The 21,231-nt window shown below is 63.1% G+C and carries 22 protein-coding genes and 1 tRNA gene; 2 read left to right on the top strand and 21 right to left on the bottom strand.

Features of this window, described 5'->3' with window-relative positions; all coding sequences use genetic code 11:
* Position 1 precedes the first annotated feature (1 nt).
* The 3 genes from AC1RWI_RS29365 to uvrC all read right to left on the bottom strand — a co-directional run bounded on the left by AC1RWI_RS29365 (position 2) and on the right by uvrC (position 3,074).
* A tRNA-Gly gene (locus AC1RWI_RS29365) sits at positions 2-77 on the bottom strand.
* Positions 78-244: 167 nt separating this feature from the next.
* Positions 245-847: a CDP-diacylglycerol--glycerol-3-phosphate 3-phosphatidyltransferase gene (pgsA, locus tag AC1RWI_RS29360; RefSeq protein WP_043347835.1), complete on the bottom strand. Its 603-nt coding sequence runs from the start codon at positions 845-847 to the stop codon at positions 245-247.
* Positions 848-950: 103 nt separating this feature from the next.
* Complete coding sequence (uvrC, locus tag AC1RWI_RS29355; RefSeq protein ID WP_492870078.1) at positions 951-3,074, bottom strand: excinuclease ABC subunit UvrC; 2,124 nt, start codon at positions 3,072-3,074, stop codon at positions 951-953.
* 113 nt (positions 3,075-3,187) lie between these two features.
* On the opposite strand from uvrC, the gene earP reads away from it, so the two are divergent.
* Together earP and efp are read left to right on the top strand one after the other, a co-directional pair.
* Positions 3,188-4,390: an elongation factor P maturation arginine rhamnosyltransferase EarP gene (earP, locus tag AC1RWI_RS29350; protein ID WP_492870075.1), complete on the top strand. Its 1,203-nt coding sequence runs from the start codon at positions 3,188-3,190 to the stop codon at positions 4,388-4,390.
* A 126-nt stretch (positions 4,391-4,516) separates the two neighbouring features.
* Positions 4,517-5,077, top strand: a complete 561-nt coding sequence (gene efp / locus AC1RWI_RS29345; protein WP_043347839.1) for an elongation factor P — start codon at positions 4,517-4,519, stop codon at positions 5,075-5,077.
* 110 nt (positions 5,078-5,187) lie between these two features.
* On the opposite strand, the gene nagZ is transcribed toward efp, so the two are convergent.
* From nagZ to fabG, 18 genes are all read right to left on the bottom strand, one after another.
* On the bottom strand, positions 5,188-6,237 hold the full coding sequence (nagZ, locus tag AC1RWI_RS29340; RefSeq protein ID WP_043347842.1) for a beta-N-acetylhexosaminidase: 1,050 nt from the start codon (positions 6,235-6,237) through the stop codon (positions 5,188-5,190).
* Complete coding sequence (gene acpS, locus AC1RWI_RS29335) at positions 6,234-6,677, bottom strand: holo-ACP synthase (protein ID WP_043347846.1); 444 nt, start codon at positions 6,675-6,677, stop codon at positions 6,234-6,236. The genes nagZ and acpS overlap by 4 nt, the downstream gene beginning before the upstream one ends.
* On the bottom strand, positions 6,674-7,456 hold the full coding sequence (gene pdxJ, locus AC1RWI_RS29330) for a pyridoxine 5'-phosphate synthase (RefSeq protein WP_492870074.1): 783 nt from the start codon (positions 7,454-7,456) through the stop codon (positions 6,674-6,676). Before pdxJ ends, acpS begins: the two co-directional genes overlap by 4 nt.
* Positions 7,457-7,486: 30 nt before the next feature.
* Positions 7,487-8,365 carry a DNA repair protein RecO gene (recO, locus tag AC1RWI_RS29325; RefSeq protein ID WP_043347851.1) on the bottom strand — a complete coding sequence of 293 codons (879 nt, stop codon included), beginning with the start codon at positions 8,363-8,365 and terminating at the stop codon, positions 7,487-7,489.
* Positions 8,358-9,293 (bottom strand): GTPase Era, encoded by a 936-nt coding sequence (gene era, locus AC1RWI_RS29320; RefSeq protein ID WP_043347855.1) that lies wholly within the window; start codon positions 9,291-9,293, stop codon positions 8,358-8,360. Before era ends, recO begins: the two co-directional genes overlap by 8 nt.
* A complete protein-coding gene (gene rnc / locus AC1RWI_RS29315; RefSeq protein ID WP_020205117.1) occupies positions 9,290-10,060 on the bottom strand; it encodes a ribonuclease III in 771 nt (256 codons plus the stop codon). Before rnc ends, era begins: the two co-directional genes overlap by 4 nt.
* A 1-nt stretch (position 10,061) precedes the next feature.
* Positions 10,062-10,376, bottom strand: a complete 315-nt coding sequence (locus AC1RWI_RS29310; protein ID WP_492870077.1) for a DUF4845 domain-containing protein — start codon at positions 10,374-10,376, stop codon at positions 10,062-10,064.
* Between the two features lie 222 nt (positions 10,377-10,598).
* On the bottom strand, positions 10,599-11,498 hold the full coding sequence (gene lepB, locus AC1RWI_RS29305) for a signal peptidase I (protein ID WP_174425133.1): 900 nt from the start codon (positions 11,496-11,498) through the stop codon (positions 10,599-10,601).
* Positions 11,499-11,585: 87 nt separating this feature from the next.
* Positions 11,586-13,379: a translation elongation factor 4 gene (gene lepA / locus AC1RWI_RS29300; protein WP_043347862.1), complete on the bottom strand. Its 1,794-nt coding sequence runs from the start codon at positions 13,377-13,379 to the stop codon at positions 11,586-11,588.
* 273 nt (positions 13,380-13,652) lie between these two features.
* Positions 13,653-13,925 (bottom strand): glutaredoxin family protein, encoded by a 273-nt coding sequence (locus AC1RWI_RS29295; RefSeq protein ID WP_043347865.1) that lies wholly within the window; start codon positions 13,923-13,925, stop codon positions 13,653-13,655.
* 14 nt (positions 13,926-13,939) lie between these two features.
* On the bottom strand, positions 13,940-15,391 hold the full coding sequence (locus AC1RWI_RS29290) for a DegQ family serine endoprotease (protein ID WP_419188860.1): 1,452 nt from the start codon (positions 15,389-15,391) through the stop codon (positions 13,940-13,942).
* Between the two features lie 151 nt (positions 15,392-15,542).
* Positions 15,543-16,616 carry a MucB/RseB C-terminal domain-containing protein gene (locus AC1RWI_RS29285; RefSeq protein WP_043352097.1) on the bottom strand — a complete coding sequence of 358 codons (1,074 nt, stop codon included), beginning with the start codon at positions 16,614-16,616 and terminating at the stop codon, positions 15,543-15,545.
* Between the two features lie 8 nt (positions 16,617-16,624).
* On the bottom strand, positions 16,625-17,254 hold the full coding sequence (locus tag AC1RWI_RS29280) for a sigma-E factor negative regulatory protein (RefSeq protein ID WP_043347871.1): 630 nt from the start codon (positions 17,252-17,254) through the stop codon (positions 16,625-16,627).
* Between the two features lie 134 nt (positions 17,255-17,388).
* Complete coding sequence (gene rpoE / locus AC1RWI_RS29275) at positions 17,389-17,988, bottom strand: RNA polymerase sigma factor RpoE (protein ID WP_006158605.1); 600 nt, start codon at positions 17,986-17,988, stop codon at positions 17,389-17,391.
* A gap of 129 nt (positions 17,989-18,117) precedes the next feature.
* Complete coding sequence (locus AC1RWI_RS29270) at positions 18,118-18,585, bottom strand: hypothetical protein (RefSeq protein WP_492870073.1); 468 nt, start codon at positions 18,583-18,585, stop codon at positions 18,118-18,120.
* 52 nt (positions 18,586-18,637) lie between these two features.
* The gene (fabF, locus tag AC1RWI_RS29265) at positions 18,638-19,870 is read right to left on the bottom strand and encodes a beta-ketoacyl-ACP synthase II (RefSeq protein WP_043347879.1); all 1,233 of its coding nucleotides are present in this window, start codon (positions 19,868-19,870) and stop codon (positions 18,638-18,640) included.
* 199 nt (positions 19,871-20,069) lie between these two features.
* Entirely contained in the window at positions 20,070-20,309 is a 240-nt protein-coding gene (gene acpP, locus AC1RWI_RS29260) for an acyl carrier protein (RefSeq protein ID WP_009522116.1), read from the bottom strand.
* Between the two features lie 170 nt (positions 20,310-20,479).
* Positions 20,480-21,229 carry a 3-oxoacyl-ACP reductase FabG gene (fabG, locus tag AC1RWI_RS29255; protein ID WP_043347885.1) on the bottom strand — a complete coding sequence of 250 codons (750 nt, stop codon included), beginning with the start codon at positions 21,227-21,229 and terminating at the stop codon, positions 20,480-20,482.
* Positions 21,230-21,231: the final 2 nt, after the last annotated feature.

Genomic DNA, 21,231 nt, shown 5'->3' with positions numbered 1-21,231 from the left:
CTGGAGCGGGAGACGAGGCTCGAACTCGCGACCTCAACCTTGGCAAGGTTGCGCTCTACCAACTGAGCTACTCCCGCAGGATCCTGCTAACTTCCTACTCAAAACACAGCTTCTGTGCCAATACAGCTCACATCTTGCTACATTCTTGCTGCTTTTCGCTTCGTTCGGTTTGTTTCGTCAGAAGCGAGAACAGGATTATTGCAAATCAGCGGCGTGGTCGTCAAGCATATTTTTCATCGAATCATCACTTTTGTGCGGTGGCCTCGCCACTTAGGCCACTGCGCTCGCGGATCTGCGGCCACGCCAGCTTCATGTAATAGAACATCGACCACAGGGTCAGCACCGCCGCCACGTAGATCAGCCATGCGCCCAGCACGGAAGCATCGACGATGCCGAACAGGCTATCGTTGAAGAGCAGCAGAGGGATCGCGATCATCTGGAAGGTGGTCTTGAGCTTGCCGAGGAAATTCACCGCGACGCTCTTCGACGCTCCGATCTGCGCCATCCACTCGCGCAGCGCGGAGATGGTGATCTCCCGGCCAATGATCACCAGCGCGATCAGGTCGGCCACCCGGCCCAGCGCCAGCAGCGACAGCAGCGCGGCCGCCACCATCAGCTTGTCGGCGACCGGATCGAGAAAGGCGCCAAAGGAAGACGTCTGGTTCCAGCGCCTGGCCAGGAAACCGTCCAGCCAGTCGGTGACCGCGGCCACGATGAAAAAACCGGCTGCCGTCATGTTCTTGGCATGCATGGGCAGCCATGCTTCAGGCAGGTAGTACACGCCCACCACGAGGGGAATCATGGCAACACGGAGCCAGGTCAGCAGGATCGGTATATTCAGCGGCATGGGGGCTCGGAACGGGACGACGGCAATGGGCAACGCCGAGATTGTCGCCTATTTCAACGATGGCCGAGCATTTCCTGCCACATGGGCGTCGGATTTGGCCGGATCAATGTAGCTGCCGATAGATTTCCTCGGCCAGCGCGTGCGAGATGCCATCGACGCTGGCCAGTTCGTCGATGCTGGCCGCGACCACCCCGCGCAGGCCGCCAAAGCGCGTGAGCAGCTTCTGCCGGCGGCGGGCGCCGACGCCCTCGATCTCCTCCAGCCGCGACGTGTTGCGCACCTTGGCGCGGCGCGCGCGCATGCCGGTAATGGCAAAGCGGTGCGCCTCGTCACGAATCTGCGCCACCAGCATCAGCGCCGCACTGCCCTGCCCCAGCTCCAGCGAAGGACGGCCATCGGCGAAGATCAGCGTCTCCAGCCCGACCTTGCGGCCCTCGCCCTTGGCCACGCCGACCAACAGCCCGATATCGAGGCCAAGCTCCTCGAACACCTGGCGCGCAACCTCCACCTGGCCCTTGCCGCCATCGATCAGCACCACGTTCGGCACCAGCGCCAGCGCGCTGGACGCGCCCGCCTCGCCGCCTTGCTCGTCACCCCCGGGAGCTGCCTCCTGCGCCTGCTCCAGCATCTCCACCAGCTTCTGGTAGCGGCGGGTCAGCACCTGACGCATGGCGGCGTAGTCGTCGCCGGGCGTGATGTCCTGGATGTTGTAGCGGCGGTACTCGGCGTTCTGCATCTCGTGATGGTGGAAGACCACGCAAGACGCTTGCGTGGCCTCGCCAGCGGTGTGACTGATGTCGAAGCATTCGACCCGCAGCAAAGCGAGGTCCTCCATGTCGATGCCGATCGTCTCGGCCAGCGCCCGCGTACGGGCCTGCTGGCTGCCTTGCTCAGCCAGGCGGCGCGACAGCGCCAGCTCGGCGCCTTTCTGCGCCATCTCGAGCCAGGACCGGCGCTGCCCCTGCGGCTGGCGCACCAGCGTGACCTTGCGCCCCGCCTGCATCGACAATGCCTCCAACAGCGCCTTGCCTGGCGGCAAGTGGCTCACCACCAGGATCGGCGGTACGGCCTGGTCCAGATAGTGCTGCGCCAAGAAGGCAGACAACACCTCGGCAGCGATGCGCTCGACCGGTATGCCGGCCGGGCCGCCGGGCGCTGCCGCGCCCTCGCCACCCGCCTCGCCCGGCTCGGTCACCGCGCTGGCACCGGCATCCTCGTCCCGGTGCCCGACAATCATCGCGCCCTCTTCGACGTGCGCCGGGAAGTAAGCCTTGTCGCCAAGATGGCGGCCGCCGCGCACCATCGCCAGATTGACGCACGCACGGCCACCCTCCACCGCTACCGCAAGCACGTCGATGTCGCTGGACTGCCCGACCTCCTCCACGGCCTGCCGCTTGAGCACGGTGGACAGCGCGCCGATCTGGTCGCGCACCGCCGCCGCCTGCTCGAACTCCAGCCGCCCGGCGTGCTCTTCCATTTTCGCCTGCAAGCCTTCGAGCACCTCGTTCTGGCGGCCTTGCAGGAAGCGCGCCGCGTTGCTGACATCGCGCGTGTAATCCGCCTCGCTGATGGCGCCCACGCAAGGCCCGGTGCAGCGGTGGATCTGGTGCAGCAGGCAAGGCCGCGTGCGATTGGTAAAGACGGTGTCCTCGCAGGTACGTAGCTGGAACACGCGCTGCAGGATCTGCATGCTCTCCCGCACGGCGCCCGCGCTGGGGAACGGCCCGAAATACTGATGCTTGCGGTCGGTGGCGCCGCGGTAATAGGCCATGCGCGGGAAGCGATGGCTGGTCAGCTTGACGAACGGATACGACTTGTCGTCGCGGAACAGGATGTTGTAGCGCGGCGCCAGCGCCTTGATCAGGTTGTTCTCCAGCAGCAGCGCCTCGGCCTCGGTGCGCACCACCGTGGTATCGATGCGCACGATCTTGGCCACCATCATGGCAATGCGCGGCGACAGCAGCGTCTTGTTGAAGTAGCTGGAGACGCGCTTTTTCAGGTCGCGCGCCTTGCCCACGTAAAGGACATTGCCCTGGGCATCGAAGTAGCGGTAGACCCCGGGCAGGCCGGGCAATTGCGCAATCACGGCCTTGGCGTCGAATGGCGCGTCCGACACAGAGTCGGCAGGGGCCGCCAAGGACGCCTTGGCCAGCTGCTCGGGCAGCCCATCCGGCTGGGTGGAGGCGGACGCGCCCTGATCGTGGGTTTCAGGTTCCTGCTGGGACATCGGTAGCGAATTGACCGTGGGCTGGCTGGCAGCGCGCATGCCCGGCAGGGGCCACGGCGCAACAAGCTCTAAAATCGCAAGTTTAGAGCAAATCCTTGCGGAATCACGCCACCATGCCCACTCAGCCCGATCGCGCCATCCGCTCCTGGGACATCTTCTGCACCGTCATCGACAACTATGGCGATATCGGCGTCTGCTGGCGGCTGGCACGCCAGCTGGCCCAGGAACACGGCCACGCCGTGCGCCTGTGGGTGGACGACCTGATCAGCTTCGCGCGCCTTGCACCAGGCCTCGACATCGCCGCTCCAGAGCAAGTGCTTGCCGGCGTGACGATTCGCCCGTGGCGGCGCGCGGACCAGGAAAGCGCCGAGGAGAGCGCCGCGCGCTTCGCGGGGGTCGCGCCGCACGATGCGGTGATCGAGTCCTTCGCCTGCGACCTGCCGGCCACATTCCTGGCCGCCATGGCTGCATGCGAGCCCAAGCCGGCCTGGATCAATCTCGAATACATGAGCGCCGAGCCCTGGGTCAGGGAACACCACGGCATGGCCTCGCCCCACCCGCGCTTGCCACTGGTCAAGTATTTTTTCTTCCCAGGCTTCGAGTCCGGCACGGGCGGCCTGCTGCGCGAAGCCATGCTCGGCATGCAGCGCGAGCACCTGCGCACTAGCCCCGCAGCCCAAGCGGCGCTCTGGCGTCGCCTTGGCTTCCAGCCCATCGACGGCGCCATAAAAGTCAGCCTGTTCGCCTATGCCAACGCCGCGTTGCCGGCGTTGCTCGCGCAATGGCGGGATGGCCCGGACCCCGTCCAGTGCCTGGTCCCGGCCGGCCTGGCGGCGCAACAGGCAAGCGAATGGTTCGGGGCGGCCGGCAGCATGGCCGGCAGCGCTTTCGAGTGTGGCAACCTGACCGTGCAGGTGGTGCCCTTTGTGCGCCAGGAGCACTACGATGAACTGCTCTGGCTGTGCGACCTGAACTTCGTACGTGGCGAGGATTCGTTCGTGCGCGCGCAGTGGGCTGGCCGGCCCTTTGTCTGGCATATCTACCCGCAATCCGACGCGGCGCACATGGTCAAGCTTGATGCCTTCCTGGCTTTGTTCCGCCATCGGCTGGAACAAAGCGGCCAGATTGAGGCTGCCAACGCACTTTCCGCCTTCTGGCACAGCTGGAATAAGGATGGTGAATCACCTGACTGGTCGCGCCTGCGCGCCTGTCTGCCCGTGCTGGGTGCCGCCACCGAGCAGTGGCAGCGCAGCCTGCAGCACCTTGGCGACCTGGCCGCAAATCTCGTGGCCTTCTGCGAAAATCGGGTAAAATAGTGGGTTATTTTGATGGTGACCAGGCCGGAAGACGGAAACGCCCCGCGCAAGCTTGCGCGCAGTGTGTCGGCAGAGCGCCTTCGCCATACCGAATTCCGAGACATTCTTTTTCAGGAAATAGTTCAGATGAAAACCGCACAAGAACTCCGCGTCGGCAACGTATTCATGATCGGTACCGACCCGATGGTCGTGCAGAAGGCTGAGTACAACAAGTCGGGCCGCAACTCCGCCGTGGTCAAGATGAAGTACAAGAACCTGCTGACGGAAGCCCCGGGTGAATCCGTCTTCAAGGCTGACGACAAGTTTGAAGTCGTGATGCTGGAACGCCGCGAATGCACCTACTCGTACTTCGCCGACCCGATGTACGTGTTCATGGACACCGACTTCAACCAGTACGAAGTCGAGCAGGACAGCATGGGTGACTCGCTGAACTACCTCGAAGACGGCATGACCGTCGAAGTGGTGTTCTACAACGACAAGGCCATCTCGGTGGACATGCCGACCACGCTGGTCCGCGAGATCACCTACACCGAGCCGGCCGTCAAGGGCGACACCTCGTCGGGCAAGGTGCTCAAGGGCGCCAAGATCAACACCGGCTTCGAACTGCAAGTGCCACTGTTCTGCAGCATCGGCGACAAGATCGAAATCGACACCCGTACCGGCGAATACCGCAGCCGCGCAAATTAAGCGCCGCTGATTCGCCGCCAACCGCAGCGCGGTTGGCGCAATGGAAAAAGGGCAGCCGAAGCTGCCCTTTTCTTTTCCCTGCTGCTTGCCGGCTTTCGGCGAATGCAGCGTCAGGCAATCAGGCCGTGGCGCTTGAGCACGCCCATGGCGGCGGCGTACTCCGCCTCTTGCATCAGCTTGTTCCAGTCCAGCGGCTTGCGGCGGCCGAACAGGCGGCGGATACGGCGTTGCGAGGTCTTGCCGATACGCACATCGAGCTCATCCAGCAACTGGTCGGCCCGCTCGGGATGGTTACAGATCAGCACCATGTCGCATCCGGCGCCCAAGGCAGCACGCGCGGCCTCGGTCACCGTGCCTGCCACGCTGGCCCCTTCCATGCTCAGGTCATCGCTGAAAATCACGCCTTCGAAGCCCAACTGGGTACGCAGCACGTCCTGCAGCCAGTAGCGTGAGAAGCCGGCCGGGTGCGGGTCGACCTTGGGGTAGATCACGTGTGCCGGCATCACCGATGACAGCGTCATCCCCATCCACTCGTAAGGGCGCGCATCCTGCGAGAGGATCTCGTCGAGGCCGCGCTCGTCCACCGGTACGGCCACATGCGAATCCGCTGCCACAAAGCCGTGCCCCGGGAAGTGCTTGCCGCAATTGGCCATGCCGGCAAGCAGCAGGCCGTGGGTCAGGTGGTTGGCGAGCATGGTCACCACACGCGGGTCAGCGTGGAAGGCACGGTCGCCGATCACGGCGCTGAGCCCGTAGTCCAGGTCGAGCACGGGGGTGAAGCTCAGGTCGATATCGCAGGCGCGCAATTCGGCCGCCAGCACGTAGCCGCAGGCCACGGCCGCCTTGGTTGCCGCCAGCACGTCCTGGTCCCACAACGCGCCAAGCCGGGCCATCGCCGGCAGGTGCGTGAAGCCATCGGTCTTGGCACGCTGCACCCGGCCACCCTCGTGATCGATGCAGATCAGCACATCGTCGCGCACGGTGCGGATCTCATGCGTCAGTGCCTGCAGTTGCGCGCGCGACTCGAAGTTGCGCGCGAACAGGATCACGCCACCAGTCAGGGGGTGAGAGATGCGGCGGACATCGTCCGCATCAAGTTGCTTGCCTTTGACATCGAGTACAACCGGACCCGGCCGTTTACCGGAAATCTTCTTGATCATTTGGATTCTTCACTAGGCTGGGAGGCAAGCGGCAGGCTGACGCCAGCGCCGCCCGGCTCGGCAATCGCAAAAGCGACCGCATAATCGTGTTCGTCGCTGACACTGACCCGCACCACGAGGCCGCGCTCGCGCAGCCAGGCGTCGAGCTCGCCGTGACAATGCGGATACGGCTCGCCGGAGGGCAGGTTCAGCAGTTCCATCGCGCGCCAGGTCATCGGCCAGCGCATGCCCAGGCCGATCGCCTTGGAGAAGGCCTCCTTGGCAGCGAAACGCGTGGCCAGGAAAGCGAGCCCGCGTTTTTCCGAGCGCGCCTTGCGGGCGTGGTACTTCTGGAGTTCCTGCGGACCGAGCACCTTCTCGGCAAACCGGCCGCGTGTGCGCTCCATCACGCCCTGCACGCGATCGATCTGGATGATGTCGGTGCCGATGCCGTAGATCACGCTGCGGCGTCCGGGCGCGGATAGGTGGTGCCGAGACGCGCGGCGACCATGATGGCTTTCATCTCGCGCACGGCATTCTGCCAGCCGACAAAGACCGCGTGCGCGACGATGGCGTGGCCGATGTTCAGTTCCTTGATGCCATGCAGCGCGGCCACCGGCTGCACATTGGTGTAGTGCAGGCCGTGGCCAGCGTTGACCACCAGGCCAAGCCGCACGCCGGCATCGACGCCTTCGGCGATGCGGCGCAGCTCGGCGGCCTGCTCCTCGGCCGAATGCGCATCGGCGTAGCGCCCGGTGTGCAGTTCCACCACCGGGGCGCCGCAAGCGGCAGCGGCTTCGATCTGCTCGACCTGCGCATCGATGAACAGCGAGACGCGAATGCCTGCGTCGGCCAGTTGGCGGCAGGCGGACTTGACCTGCTCGAAGCGCCCGGCTACGTCCAGGCCGCCTTCGGTGGTGACTTCCTCGCGCCGCTCGGGCACCAGGCAGACATCCTGCGGACGGATCCCGCAGGCGATGTCGAGCATTTCCTGGGTGATCGCGCACTCCAGGTTCATGCGCGTGGCCAGCAGCGGGCGCAGCGCATGCACGTCAGCGTCGCGGATATGGCGGCGGTCTTCGCGCAGGTGCAGCGTGATCAGGTCGGCGCCGGCCTGCTCGGCCTGCAGCGCTGCCTGGATCGGATCGGGATAGACCGTGCCGCGCGCATTGCGCAGCGTGGCCACGTGGTCGATATTGACGCCAAGGTCGATGACGCCGGGATGCGCGTGGAAGATCATGCGGGTGGGCTCTAAAGGCTCGGAAATAAATCAGAGATAGTGCAGGTCGATCAAGATCTGGCGCGTCTTCAGTGGCGCGCCTTGCAAATAATAATGCAGCAGGAAGCGCATCAGGGCACGACTCTGCGTGACAGTTTGCGTACGGCTATAGTCGTCCTGCGACATGTCGAGCAGCGTCCGCCCGGAAACCACCGGCCAGGATGATGGATCGCTGGCCTGGGCGCGACGCACACCCCGCTCGGGCTGGTAGACATAGTCCAGTTCCGGCTCGACCGTCTCGCCGGAATTGGCGCACTCGTCGAAAGCCACCGCGAAGCCGGTTTCCTGCAGCAGCACACGCTCGAAGCCGCGCAGCACCAAGCCAGCCGGCTCGCCGTGCGAGAGCTGGGTCAGCGTGGCCATGTACTGGCGAAACAGGGTAACGTGGGCGTCTTCGCGGGCGCAAAAGCGCAGCAGCAATTCGTTGAGATAAAAACCCGAGAGCAAGGCGTCGCTTGCCAGCGGCAGCATGCCGCCAACCCACTCCGCGCGCGTCAGCGTCTTGACCTCGCCGCGGCCGCTCCATGACAGCGAGATCGGCTGGAAATGCTGGAGTACAGGGCGCAGCGCCGAATGCGGCCGCTTGGCCCCCTTGGCCACCATGGCCACGCGGCCGTGGTCACGCGTGAACACGTCGAGGATCAGGCTGGTTTCGCGGTAAGGCCAGGCATGCAGCACGAAGCCGGGCTGGTTGGCGACGCGCAGCTCGGTGCGCGCCGGCACAATGCGCAACGCGCGATCCATCATCGCGCGTTGCTCCGCCACTGCCATGCCAGGCACGGCATGGCTGCCCAGCAGTTCGGCGGCTTCTTCCACCACCGGGTCAATGCGGCGGGCCTTCAGGGCAGGCCCGCCCGCTCTATCACTCATAGCCGTAGGCGCGCAATCCAGCTTCGTTGTCGGCCCAGCCGCTCTTGACCTTGATGAACATCTCCAGGTAGACCTTGCCGTCGAACAGCTTCTCCATGTCGATGCGGGCCTCCGTGGAAATGGTCTTGAGCTTGGCGCCCTTGTTGCCGATGATCATCGCCTTGTGCCCGTCGCGCTCGACCAGGATGGTGGCAAAGATGCGCCGCAGCCGGCCTTCGGTCTCGAATTTCTCGATGATGACCGTGCTGGTATAGGGCAACTCGTCGCCGGTCCAGCGGAAGACCTTCTCGCGGATGATCTCCGAGGCCATGAAGCGCTCGCTGCGATCGGTCATGGAGTCGGCGTCGTACATCGGCTCGCCTTCCGGCAAGTAAGGCCGGATGATGGCGAGCAGGCGTTCGATGTGATCGTGCGTCTTGGCCGACATCGGCACCACTTCCGCGAACTGGAACTGGTGCCCCATCTTTTCCAGGAAGGGCATCATCACCTCAGCCCGGTCCGCGCCAAGGCGATCCAGCTTGTTGGTGACCAGCAGCACCGGCACTTTCTTGGGCAGCAGCGACAGCACCTTCTCGTCGTCGGCGCCGTAGTAGCCGGCCTCAACCACGAACAGCACCAGGTCCACCGAAGACAGGGTCGAGGTGACGGCGCGGTTCAGCGAGCGGTTCAGCGCGCTGGCATGGCGAGTCTGGAAACCCGGCGTATCGACGAAGACAAACTGGGCGTCCTCGGTGGTCTGGATGCCAACGATGCGGTGGCGCGTGGTCTGCGCCTTGCGAGAGGTGATGCTGACCTTCTGGCCAACCAGCGCGTTCATCAGCGTGGACTTGCCGACGTTGGGACGCCCGACAATGGCCACGGTACCGCAACGAAAGGCTGCGCCTGGGATATCCGCGGCGTCTTGCTGCGGATTGGTAGATTCGGTCATTCCTTCAACCTGAGAGACAACTGGGGATCGGGCGGCACCGGCTGCTTGCGCGTCTTGCCGGTGCGCTCGGCCCGGCTGCGCTTGAGCAACTGGGGCACGAGCTTTTGCACCTCGTCGAGCGCCAGCTTGGCTGCGGCTTGCTCGGCGGCACGGCGCGACGCGCCGGTACCGAACACCCGCACTTCCAGTTTAGGCACGGTGCACTCGACTTCAAACTGCTGATTATGCGCGGCGCCATGGGTGGCGATCACGTTATATTGCGGCAGGGCTATCTTGTGGCCTTGCAGGTACTCCTGCAACAGCGTCTTGGCATCCTTGCCCAGCGTGCGCGGATCCACCTGCTCGAGGATGGGGATGTAGAGCTTGCGGATCAGTGTGCGCGCACCTTCGAAGCCGGCATCGAGGAATACGGCGCCGACGATGGCTTCCAGCGCATCGGCAAGGATCGAAGGACGGCGGAAACCGCCGCTCTTCAGTTCGCCCTCGCCCAGGCGCAGCGCCTCCGACAACTGCAGCATCTGCGCAATTTCATACAGCGCCTGCTGCTTGACCAGGTTGGCGCGCACGCGGGATAGATCGCCTTCGTCGAGCTTGCTGAACATGCCGTACAGCATATCGGCCACGGCGCAGTTCAGCACCGAATCGCCCAGGAACTCCAGGCGCTCGTTGTGCAAGGCACTGTGGCTGCGGTGCGTCAGCGCCTGCTGCAGCAATTCTGGCTTGCTGAAGCGGTAGCCGAGGCGTTGCTGCAAGGCATCGAGGTTCATGTCAGTACTGCGTTCCCGAATAGGTAATCATAAGGCTCAGAGGGCCGTATAACGGCACCTCGTTACGGTAGGAAAAACCCACCGAGCGGATCGTGCCATTGTCGTCCTCCTGAATGTCCAGATCGTCGCTGCGCACAGCGGTGATACGGTCAATCTGTGCCTGCTTGGCAAAATAATCGGCCACTTCGCGCTTGTTGGATGCCTGTTGCTTGGCATAACCGACGGCGCGTTTGACCGAAAAATACTCCAGCAAGCTTGGGATCGCCCTGACCGCCGGGATCACGATGCCTCCGACGACCAAGATGACGATCAGCAAGCTGCCAAGGGAGAATCCGCGCACCTTGTACCGCCCCGCCAGGCGTGCGCTCCCTCTCTTTGAACCAGCCTCCCGACGCGATTGATCCGACTGTTCTGCTTGTTCTGCCTGTTCTGCCAGTGCCGGTCGACCAGCCTGACCCTTCTGACCACTCTGACCCTGTTGACCCATGTTGCGCTTTCCCTCGCTTGACTGGAGTGATTTATTCGCGCCGCGGAAGGCTTACTTGAACGCCCCCACGCGTCCGATATTGCCGAGGTTCATCCAGATCAGGAATGCCCGGCCGACAATATTTTGATCGGGCACGAAGCCCCAATAACGTGAATCCAGGCTGTTGTCGCGGTTGTCGCCCATCACAAAATAGTGACCTTGCGGCACCTTGCAGGTCAGCCCTTGCTGATTGTAAGTGCAGTTTTCGCGGAACGGAAAATCGGGGTCCGCGCCGGAGACAAACGGCGGCCGGTCGGCGTCGTTGAGGATACCGTGCTCCGGGCCGTCGGGCAGCTTCTCGCGGAAGTGCTTCGAATACGAAAGCCGTTCTTCATCCAGGTAATCGGGCAGCGGGCTGTAATCGGCTGCCTTGCCGTTGATGGTCAGGCGCTTGTTCTGGTAGCTCACCACATCGCCCGGCACCCCGATCACACGCTTGATGTAGTCGAGGGACTGATCCTTCGGGTAGCGGAACACCATCACGTCGCCGCGCTTCGGGTCGCCGACCGAGAGGATCTTCTTGTTCACCACCGGCAGCCTGATGCCGTAGTCGTACTTGTTGACCAGGATGAAGTCGCCGATCAGCAGCGTCGGGATCATCGAGCCGGACGGGATCTTGAATGGCTCGACCACGAAAGAGCGCAGCACGAACACGGCCAGGATCACCGGGAAGAAGCTTGCCGAGTACTCCAGCCACCAAGGCTGGCGCAGCTTTTCCTCGGCGAGGCGGCTACGCGAGGTGTCGATCTCGCCGACGCCGTAGCGTCCCTGGAGATCAGCTTTGCGCGCATCGAACTCAGCCAGCGCGGACTGGGCGGAAAGCCGCCGCTGCTTCTCGAACACCAGTTTGTCGGCCACCCAGGCAATGCCCGTAATAACCACAAGCACAAAAAGGATCAGTGCAAAATTCATGTCGGCTAGATCGTCGTGTTGTTTTGATAGAGTCCGCGTCAACCACTGCCAGGAGTCTGCCGGCAGCGCCGGCGCGGTCCAGCCGGCTTACTTGTCGCCCACCTGCAGGATCGCCAGGAAGGCCTCCTGGGGAATCTCGACCGAACCCACCTGCTTCATGCGCTTCTTGCCCGCCTTCTGCTTCTCCAGCAGCTTCTTCTTGCGCGAGATATCGCCGCCGTAGCACTTGGCGAGCACGTTCTTGCGCAGCGCCTTAACGTTCTCGCGCGCGATGATGTTGACGCCGATGGTGGCCTGGATGGCTACATCGTACATTTGACGCGGGATGATCTCGCGCATCTTGGATACGACTTCGCGGCCACGGTACTGCGAATTGGAGCGGTGCACGATCACGGACAAGGCATCGACCTTGTCGCCGTTGATCAGGATGTCCACCTTGACCACGTCGGCGGCGCGATACTCCTTGAACTCGTAGTCCATCGAGGCATAGCCGCGCGACACGGACTTCAGCCGGTCGAAGAAGTCCATGACGATTTCCGCCATCGGAATCTCATACGTAAGCTGCACCTGCTTGCCGTGGTAGCTCATGTTGATCTGCGTGCCGCGCTTTTGCGTGCACAGCGTGATCACCGAGCCGACGTAGGCCTGCGGCATGTACAGGTTGACCGTGACGATGGGCTCGAGGATGTTCTCGATGCGGCTCGGGTCCGGCATCTTGGCCGGGTTCTCCACGATCACTTTGGTCTTGTCGCGCATGTCGACCTCGTACACCACCGTCGGTGCGGTGGTGATGAGGTCCATGTCGAATTCGCGCTCCAGGCGCTCCTGCACGATCTCCATGTGCAGCAGGCCAAGGAAGCCGCAGCGGAAGCCAAAGCCAAGCGCCTGCGACACCTCGGGCTCGTACTGCAGCGATGCGTCGTTGAGCTTGAGCTTTTCCAGCGATTCGCGCAGCGCTTCGTACTGGTTGGCTTCCACCGGGTACAAGCCGGCGAAGACCTGCGGTTTGACTTCCTTGAAACCAGGCAGCGGCTCGGCCGCCTTGCGCGCCATGGTGGTGATGGTGTCACCCACCTTGGCGGCCTTCAATTCCTTGATGCCGGCGATCACAAAGCCCACCTGCCCCGCCTGCAGCGATTCGCGCGGCAGCGACTTGGGCGAGAATACGCCGACCTGCTCGACCAGGTGCTGCGAGCCCGTGGCCATCAGCAGGACCTTGTCCTTGGGCTTGAGGGTGCCGTTGACCACGCGCACCAGCATCACCACACCCACGTAGTTGTCGAACCACGAGTCGATGATCAGGGCCTGCAGCGGGGCTGCGGGATCGCCCTTGGGCGGCGGCACGCGGGCGATCATCGCCTCGATGACGTCCTGCACGCCGAGGCCGGTCTTGGCCGAGCAAGGCGTGGCGTCGTGCGCGTCGATGCCGATCACTTCCTCGATCTCGCGGATCGCGTTTTCGGGATCGGCCGACGGCAGGTCGATCTTGTTCAATACCGGCACCACTTCCACGCCGAGTTCGATCGCGGTGTAGCAGTTGGCGACGGTCTGCGCTTCCACGCCCTGCGATGCATCGACCACCAGCAGCGCGCCTTCGCAGGCGGACAACGAGCGGCTCACTTCATAGCTGAAGTCGACGTGTCCCGGGGTGTCAATGAGGTTGAGGTTGTAGATCTTGCCGTCACGCGCCTTGTAGCTCAGTGCGGCAGTCTGCGCCTTGATGGTGATGCCGCGCTCCTTCTCGATGTCCATCGAGTCAAGCACCTGCGCTTCCATCTCGCGATCGGACAGGCCTCCGCAGAGTTGGATGATGCGGTCGGCCAGGGTCGATTTACCGTGGTCGATGTGGGCGATGATCGAGAAATTGCGGATATGGTCCATCTGATGCTCAGGGGTGCGCCGTTTCAGGCCACGAAGTGCCCACGTGGGCACGCCGGGCGGCGCAGCAATTATGAACGGCCTGGAACTGGCGCCCTGCGGGGCGCACGCCGATCCCGGCCGCAGGTTGGTGACGCAGACTTTGCGCCAAAGTGCGATTTTACCGTATTTTCAAGGACTTCCGTATTGCGAAATGGGCCACGGCGCTAGCCCCGCAGCCGAACCAGGCTTCGCCGGGCGCACTTATATGCCATCTGCAGCCCCATTGCCCACCCGTTAGCCAGCTCGCGGCCCCACATGTGCGGCCAACCACGCCCTCACCCGCTTTTCGTCAAGAAAGTAATGGCACAGCTCCACGTCCGGGGCGGCCGGGGACCCGGCCATCAGCACGGGTACCAGCTCGTCGAAACGAGCCATGGCCGCCGGATCCGCATCCACGTCCACCTCGTGCAGGACAAAGGAAAAATCGCGCCGGAGCGGCTCCAGCGCGATGTTCATGTCCTCGCACAGATGGCAGTAGCTTCTGCCATACAGCGTGAGCTCGGCCATGATGGCGGCGGCTGTCAGCGCGAGGACATCGTGCCCGGCCGCAAGGTAAGCACCTGGGTGGCATCGCCGCGGCGCACGAACACCGCTGCGATCTTGGCTCTGTCGAGTCCCTTGACCAGCTCGTTGAACTGCTTGGGGCTGGTCACATCGCTGTCGCCCAGCCGCAGGATGATGTCACCTGGGCGAATGCCGGCGCGCATCGCCGGACCATCCGACTGCTCGACCTCGACCCCCGACTTGATCTTGAGGTCCTTGAGCTTTGCATCGGGAATCTCGTTGACGATCAAGCCAAGCGCATTGGGCTTGGCTGCCGGCGGGGTGCTATCGTCGCGCGAGCCATTGCCACGGGTCTTCACCTTCGCATCCACATCCAGCTCGGCCACGGTGATGGACACATCGCGCGTCGCGCCCTTGCGCCAGAGCTGCAGCGGAACACGCGTGCCCGGCTTGATGTCGCCAACCATGCGCGGCAGATCCGACGCCTTCTCGATGTCGCGGCCGTTAAACTTGAGGATGATGTCACCGGCCTCGATCCCCGCCTTCTCGGCAGGGCCGCCGGGCTCGACGCTGCCGACCAGCGCGCCCCGGGCACGACCCAGGCCGAGTGAATCGGCAACTTCCTTTGTCACATCCCCGATTGCCACCGCGATGCGTCCGCGCGTGACCTTGCCGGTCGCCTTGAGCTGCTCGGTGACCCGCATGGCTTCGTCGATCGGGATGGCGAAGGAGATACCCATATAGCCACCGCTGCGGCTATAGATCTGCGAGTTGATGCCGATCACTTCGCCACGCAGGTTGATCAGCGGACCGCCGGAATTGCCGGGATTGACCGCCACATCGGTCTGGATGAACGGCAGGTAGTCACCGGTATCGCGCCCCTTGGCGGAGACAATGCCGGCAGTCACCGTGTTATCGAGGCCAAAGGGGGAACCAATGGCCAGCACCCATTCGCCAGCGCGAACCTTGTCCGAATCGCCCAGCGTCAGCTTTGGCAGGCCGGTCGCGTCGACCTTGAGCAAGGCGACATCGGTGCGCTTGTCCGAGCCGATCAGCTTGGCCTTGAATTCACGCTTGTCGGGCAGCGTGACGTAGATGGTTTCCGCATCGGCAACCACGTGGGCATTAGTCATCACATAACCATCCTGGCTGATGACAAAACCCGACCCCACGCCACGACTCTGCTCTTCGCCTTGCGGCGGCTGGCCACGGCGCGGGGCACCCGGCGGCGTGGGTGCGCCTGGCATGGGCACGCCAAAGAAACGGCGGAAAAACTCTGCCATTTCGTCATCTTCCGCCCCCCCCGGCGTGCCGCGCGCGCGCACGCGCTCGGTGGTACGGATGTTCACGACAGCCGGTCCGGCCTTTTCCACCAGATCGGTGAAGTCGGGCAGGTTATAGGACGGCGCGGCGGCCTGCGCGTGACTCAGCTCCGCGACAAAGGGCGCAAAGGCGAGAATGGCAGCCATGAGCACGGTCCGAGCCAAGGCTGGAGATCTTGGTGACATCGTCGACTCCCGGGAAATCAGCGAAAAGAGGAAGAAAGCACAGGCAGCAGGGTTGCCGATCGGCGGCGGCCCACAGGCGATGTTCACGCCTGCGGCAACACCGCGATCCGGCCTAGTGGGCCTTCGGTGATTTGTATTCTACCGCCGAGGCAAACTGCCTCACCGTGGCCGGCGGGACTTCGCCCACCACCGTGATCCAGAAATCGGCTACGCGGCGTACCACGACCTGCGTGGCACCCAGCGAGGCGACGCCTTCGCGGCGCACGCGCTGCTCGGAAACCGGCTCGATAAACACCGACAGGCCGGTCAAGCCATCGCTGTAGACGACCTGGAGCACTTCGAAGACATTGCCGCGCGGGTTGGCCTGCGGTGCGCGCAGCTCTCCCAGCGGGCGGCGAACCTCGCGGATCTTCAGGAACCCCTTGACCGGAACCGCGATGCTCCAGCCTTCGTCGGCAATATTGGCCGGATGGTTGGTCACCTCATAATGAGTCCAGGAGCCGGAGTTCTTGATGGCCGTGAGAATGCGCTGCTTTTCCGACGGCACGCCGATATCGACTTGCGAGAAAGCAACCTGCTCCAGCACCTTGCCGCCTTCGCCCAGGGTCTGTGCACGCATCAGCAAGCCGGAATTCTTCTCGGCCCAAAGCCGCACGGCGTAGCGCGCCGCATCATGCGGCTCGAGCGAAAAAACCTCGCACTCGACACCAGCCACGCGCTCGCCCGGAAGCTTGCGCATATCGTAGATGTCGAGCACATCGCTCTTGTTGGTGGCCAGCAGCGCCGGAAAACGATCCTTGGCCTCCTGCTTCTCCACCACCACCAGCTTGGCCTCGGGAATCAGGCTGTGGACGATGTCGTTCTGGCGCAGCACCTCGCGCGGCTTGCCGTCGAGGGTCTCAAGCCGTTCATACTCGTTGTTGACGAGATCGCTGTAGTGCTGGATACGCGATGCATGCATCACGCTGCCACGCTGATAAATCAGCGTGCCGACATAATTCTCGCGCTGGGCCGCGCGATGGATCTTGTTGAGCCAGGCCGTTGCGTCGCGACGGGCCAGCGTATTGTCCGGCGGCTGCGCAGTTGCCGCAGCCGCAGTCAGACACAAGGCCAGAAAAAAGGACCTGCGAAGGGCCCTAATTCTGTGTGCGCCCGCTACGTTGGCGGGCGACCATCCTTTATGCATGTCCGGCATTATTCCTGCGAATTGTCCTGAGAGAAGTTTGCGCTGTTAGCCACTTGGCGCATGGTCGGCACAACCGCATCGGTGGCAACCGAGACGCGGTGAGCGCGAAGATATTCATCCAGACGGGGATCGCGGATCATCTGCGCGTTATCGGCGGAGACAGTCACGATACCGCCAGCCTTGGGCGCTGCAGGTTGCTCGACACGCGCCACCACCGCATCCGGCGTGCCGAGGTCGGCGGCGCCGCGCATCTGCGGCACGGCTACCCAACTGACGGCGGCCACTGCAGCGGCAATCGCGGTGCTCGGCATGACGCGCCGCACCCACGACGGCTTGAACAGCAGGCGATGAGCCGACGACGCCTTGGCGACGGCGGGCACCAGCACATGCGGCTCACTGTCCAGACGAGCGGAAAACCGGGAAAGAAAGTCATCGGTCGAGCCGGCATGCGTCAGTTCTTCCGAACGCAGGGCATCGCCAATCAATTGATAAGAGGCCCAACTCGCCATGCCTGCCTCACTTTTCGCGAGGTCCAGCACTGCGTTTACTTCGTGCGGCGCCAGCTCGCCATCCATCAGCACGGAGATTTGCTCCGCTGCTTCCTCTTCATGAACCGACTGCTTATGAGCCTGACCCATTTCCCACCCCTAGAAAAACCATTGAACAACCGACAATCCCGTCTACAGCTTTGTCGTTTTTCGATGCAGGAATAGGCTGCAACGCTGGCCGCACGACATTTTATTTACTGCTTACCGCTAGATATCACTACCTGCTACCACCGCTTGCCCTCTGCCGTTCCCAGCAGCGGGCGCAATTTATCGGCAATCGCCTCGCGCGCCCGGAAGATGCGTGACCGGACCGTGCCGATCGGGCAACCCATGGCTTCCGCGATCTCCTCATAACTGAGGCCCTCGATCTCGCGAAGGGTGATGGCGGTGCGCAATTCCTCGGGCAGTGCTTCCATCGCACGGTTGACCGTCTCGGCCACCTGGCGGGTATGAAGCATCGACTCCGGCGTATTGATATCTCTTAGTTGCTCACCGTCCGCAAAAGTTTCAGCCTCTTCGGCATCGATATCACTGGAGGCTTCCGGGCGGCGTCCCTGGGTGGCCAGGTAGTTCTTCGCCGTGTTCACCGCGATCCGGTACAACCAGGTGTAGAACGCCGACTCACCGCGAAATTGCGGCAATGCACGATACGCCTTGATGAAGGCGTCTTGCGCCACATCCTCCACTTCCGCGGAATCCCGCACCAAACGCGAAATGAGCCTGATGATCTTGCGGTGGTATTTCACCACCAACAATTCAAAGGCCCGCTTATCGCCCTGCTGGACGCGTTCAACGAGGAGCTGATCGGCTTCGCGTTCGCTCACGAATATTTCACCTGCAGTGTATCTCTTGGTATCGTCTTCACGACAAACGTTGTATTTTACCTACGTTGCCGGCCGCACGGTCAGTGCGTTGCAACGCATATTGTGAAGAATGGTTGAAATAGCCGCGCATCAGCCAGCCTCGCCGGCCGCCGGGCCTTCGCGGCGCGCAACCCGAATAGTGCGCCTCAGGGCGCGCAAAGCGCCGGCACCGGCAAATGCGCGATTGACCACCAGCACACGTGGTGGCTGTCCGGCTACCGGCTCCAAGGCCAGCACGAGCGCCAGCTCGCCCAGTTCCCAACTGGATTCCACCCTCGCTATCGCGCGGCTGCCGTCCGGCATATCAACCACAATGCCAGGCCGGCCAGTGCGATCCCGCCCTGGCGCAAGGCCGCCGTAGGTACAGGCTGCGCCGTGCCAGAGCTTGGGCCAATGCCAGGCCAGCCAGCCGCACATCCCGGCCAAGCCGCCTGCCAACAGCCACTGCGTGAATTCCCAGCGTTGCACCGAGCGCCCCAATTCCTGCACGCCTTGCGAGGCCAGCAACGCGAACGTTGCCAGCTCGCAGGCGAGGAACAGCACCAAGGCCCACCGCAAGGGATGGGCCCCGACCAAACGCAAAGGGAAAGCCGCCCGGCGGCCGCCGGGTTCAGGCGCGACGGAAGACAAGCGTGCCGTTGGTGCCGCCGAAGCCGAAGTTGTTTTTCACCGCCACATCGATCTTCAGGTCACGCGCCGTATTAGCCACGTAGTCCAGGTCGCATTCGGGATCCTGGTTGAAGATGTTGATGGTCGGCGGCGACACCTGGTGGTGCAGCGCCAGCACAGTGAAGACCGACTCAAGCCCGCCCGCGCCGCCCAGCAGGTGACCGGTCATCGACTTGGTCGAGTTGACAGCCAGCTTGTAGGCGTGATCGCCAAAAGCCAGCTTGATCGCTTCGGTCTCGTTCTTGTCACCAAGCGGAGTCGAGGTCCCGTGCGCATTCAGGTAGCCGACTTCGTCCGCATTGATGCCAGCATCCCTAAGGGCGTTGGCCATGCAGCGGCGGGGGCCATCCATATTGGGCGCGGTCATGTGGTAAGCGTCGCCGCTCATGCCGAAGCCGATTAGCTCCGCATAGATCCGGGCGCCGCGAGCCTTGGCCGACTCGTACTCCTCGAGCATGACCACACCGGCGCCCTCGCCCAGCACGAAGCCATCGCGATCCTTGTCCCAGGGGCGGGAGGCGGCTGCGGGGTCATCGTTACGGGTCGACAGCGCACGCGCTGCGGCAAAACCGCCGATGCCCAGCGGCGAGACGGTGGATTCAGCGCCACCGGCCAGCATCACGTCGGCGTCACCCGCCTGGATCAGGCGGGCCGCAAGGCCGATGCTGTGCAGGCCGGTGGTGCAGGCCGTGACCGCGGCCAGGTTGGGGCCCTTGAGTCCATGGATGATGGACAGGTGGCCCGAGATCATGTTGATGATCGAGCCAGGCACGAAGAACGGGGAGATCCGGCGCGGGCCGCGATTGGTCAGCTCCGCGTGGGTATCCTCGATCATCGGCAGGCCGCCGATGCCCGATCCGACCAGCACGCCAATGCGATCGGCATTGGCTTCGGTCACTTCGTAGCCGCTATCCTTCAGCGCCTGCGAACCCGCTGCGATGCCATAGTGGATAAAGGTATCCATATGGCGGGCTTCCTTGGCCGGGATGTAGTCCTCGGCATTGAACCCCTTGACCTCGCCAGCGAAGTGCACGGCAAGCGCGGAATGATCGAATTTGGTGACGGTGGCAATGCCGGACTTGCCGGCGACCAGGTTGGCCCAGCCTTCGGCAACCGTGTTTCCGACCGGAGACACAAGGCCAAGCCCAGTGACGACGACGCGACGACGGCTCACTATGATTTCCTACGGATACGTGAAGCAAAACCGGATTGGGAATCGATGCCGGCCAAAGGCCAGCAACTGGCTGCACCGGCACCGGCGCAACGCATCCAATTGTGCTTCTGCGAACAGACGAAAGCCACAGAAAACAGCGCAGCGGACCCATAGGCCCACGCGCCTGCCTTCTGTGGCTCGGAATTCAGATACGACAGGCTTAAGCCTTGACGTGTGCAGTGGCGTAATCGATTGCCTGTTGCACGGTCGTGATCTTCTCGGCTTCCTCATCAGGAATTTCCATGCCGAATTCATCTTCCAACGCCATCACCAGCTCAACCGTGTCGAGCGAGTCAGCGCCCAGGTCGTTCACAAACGACGATTCGGTCTTGATGTCTGCCTCGGCCACGCCGAGTTGCTCTGCCACGATTTTCTTGACGCGTTGTTCGATATTGTCCATGTAACCCTCCAGGGAAGTTCGACAAAAAGTGGGCGCATTTTAGCAGGTTTGGGCCATAAAAATGCCCCCCGCCATCTATTGCAAGAACTACGCCCGATCAGTTTTAAAAATAACCACTTCACACAGCTTCTACCGGCTTCTCCCTCGAACCCGATCACTGCGCAAGGCGATCAATTCATGTACATGCCACCATTCACATGGAGCGTCGTACCGGTGATGTAGGCCGCCTGCGGACCTGCCAGGAAAGCCACCGCATGTGCGATGTCTTCCGGCTGGCCGAGCCGGCCCAACGGGATCTGCGTCTTCAGTGCCGCATGCTGCTCTTCCGACAGAACCTTGGTCATGTCGGTATCGATGAAGCCCGGCGCCACGCAATTGACGGTGACATTGCGGCTGCCGATCTCGCGTGCGAGCGCACGGCTCATGCCTTCCACGCCTGCCTTGGCAGCCGCGTAGTTCATCTGGCCTGGGTTGCCGGTCGAGCCGACCACCGAGGTGATGTTGATGATACGGCCGCCGCGGGCCTTCATCATCGGGCGCAGCACGGCGCGCGACAGGCGGAACACCGCCGTCATATTGGTCTCGATCACCGCGCTCCAGTCTTCGTCCTTCATGCGCATGGCGAGCTGGTCCTGGGTAATGCCGGCATTGTTCACCAGCACGCCCAGGCTGCCATGTGCCTTGACCAGTTCGTCGATCAGCGCTTCTGACGCTGCCGCATCATTGACGTTGAGCACGGCGCCACGGCCCTTGCCGCCGGCTGCCGCCAGGTATTCGCTGATGGCAGCTGCACCGGCCTCGCTGGTGGCGGTACCTACCACCGTGGCGCCCTGGGCGGCCAGCTCCAGCGCGATGGCGCGGCCAATGCCGCGCGATGCGCCGGTTACCAGCGCGACCTGGTTTTCCAGAAATTTTGTCATTG

The sequence above is a fragment of the Cupriavidus sp. MPR-AND1C genome (assembly GCF_058809705.1).
This window is presented reverse-complemented; position numbering and strand designations above follow the sequence as displayed.

Bases quoted from the DNA above. Each gene is read 5' to 3' on its own strand.
- lepB (WP_174425133.1), bottom strand. From the start codon at position 11,498: ATGAATTTTGCACTGATCCTTTTTGTGCTTGTGGTTATTACGGGCATT.
- nagZ (WP_043347842.1), bottom strand. From the start codon at position 6,237: ATGATCAAGAAGATTTCCGGTAAACGGCCGGGTCCGGTTGTACTCGAT.
- fabG (WP_043347885.1), bottom strand. From the start codon at position 21,229: ATGACAAAATTTCTGGAAAACCAGGTCGCGCTGGTAACCGGCGCATCG.
- efp (WP_043347839.1), top strand. From the start codon at position 4,517: ATGAAAACCGCACAAGAACTCCGCGTCGGCAACGTATTCATGATCGGT.
- AC1RWI_RS29290 (WP_419188860.1), bottom strand. From the start codon at position 15,391: ATGGCTGCCATTCTCGCCTTTGCGCCCTTTGTCGCGGAGCTGAGTCAC.
- AC1RWI_RS29280 (WP_043347871.1), bottom strand. From the start codon at position 17,254: ATGGGTCAGGCTCATAAGCAGTCGGTTCATGAAGAGGAAGCAGCGGAG.
- rnc (WP_020205117.1), bottom strand. From the start codon at position 10,060: ATGAACCTCGATGCCTTGCAGCAACGCCTCGGCTACCGCTTCAGCAAG.
- earP (WP_492870075.1), top strand. From the start codon at position 3,188: ATGCCCACTCAGCCCGATCGCGCCATCCGCTCCTGGGACATCTTCTGC.
- recO (WP_043347851.1), bottom strand. From the start codon at position 8,365: ATGAGTGATAGAGCGGGCGGGCCTGCCCTGAAGGCCCGCCGCATTGAC.
- pdxJ (WP_492870074.1), bottom strand. From the start codon at position 7,456: ATGATCTTCCACGCGCATCCCGGCGTCATCGACCTTGGCGTCAATATC.
- lepA (WP_043347862.1), bottom strand. From the start codon at position 13,379: ATGGACCATATCCGCAATTTCTCGATCATCGCCCACATCGACCACGGT.
- pgsA (WP_043347835.1), bottom strand. From the start codon at position 847: ATGCCGCTGAATATACCGATCCTGCTGACCTGGCTCCGTGTTGCCATG.
- uvrC (WP_492870078.1), bottom strand. From the start codon at position 3,074: ATGTCCCAGCAGGAACCTGAAACCCACGATCAGGGCGCGTCCGCCTCC.
- AC1RWI_RS29285 (WP_043352097.1), bottom strand. From the start codon at position 16,616: ATGCATAAAGGATGGTCGCCCGCCAACGTAGCGGGCGCACACAGAATT.
- era (WP_043347855.1), bottom strand. From the start codon at position 9,293: ATGACCGAATCTACCAATCCGCAGCAAGACGCCGCGGATATCCCAGGC.
- AC1RWI_RS29295 (WP_043347865.1), bottom strand. From the start codon at position 13,925: ATGGCCGAGCTCACGCTGTATGGCAGAAGCTACTGCCATCTGTGCGAG.
- acpP (WP_009522116.1), bottom strand. From the start codon at position 20,309: ATGGACAATATCGAACAACGCGTCAAGAAAATCGTGGCAGAGCAACTC.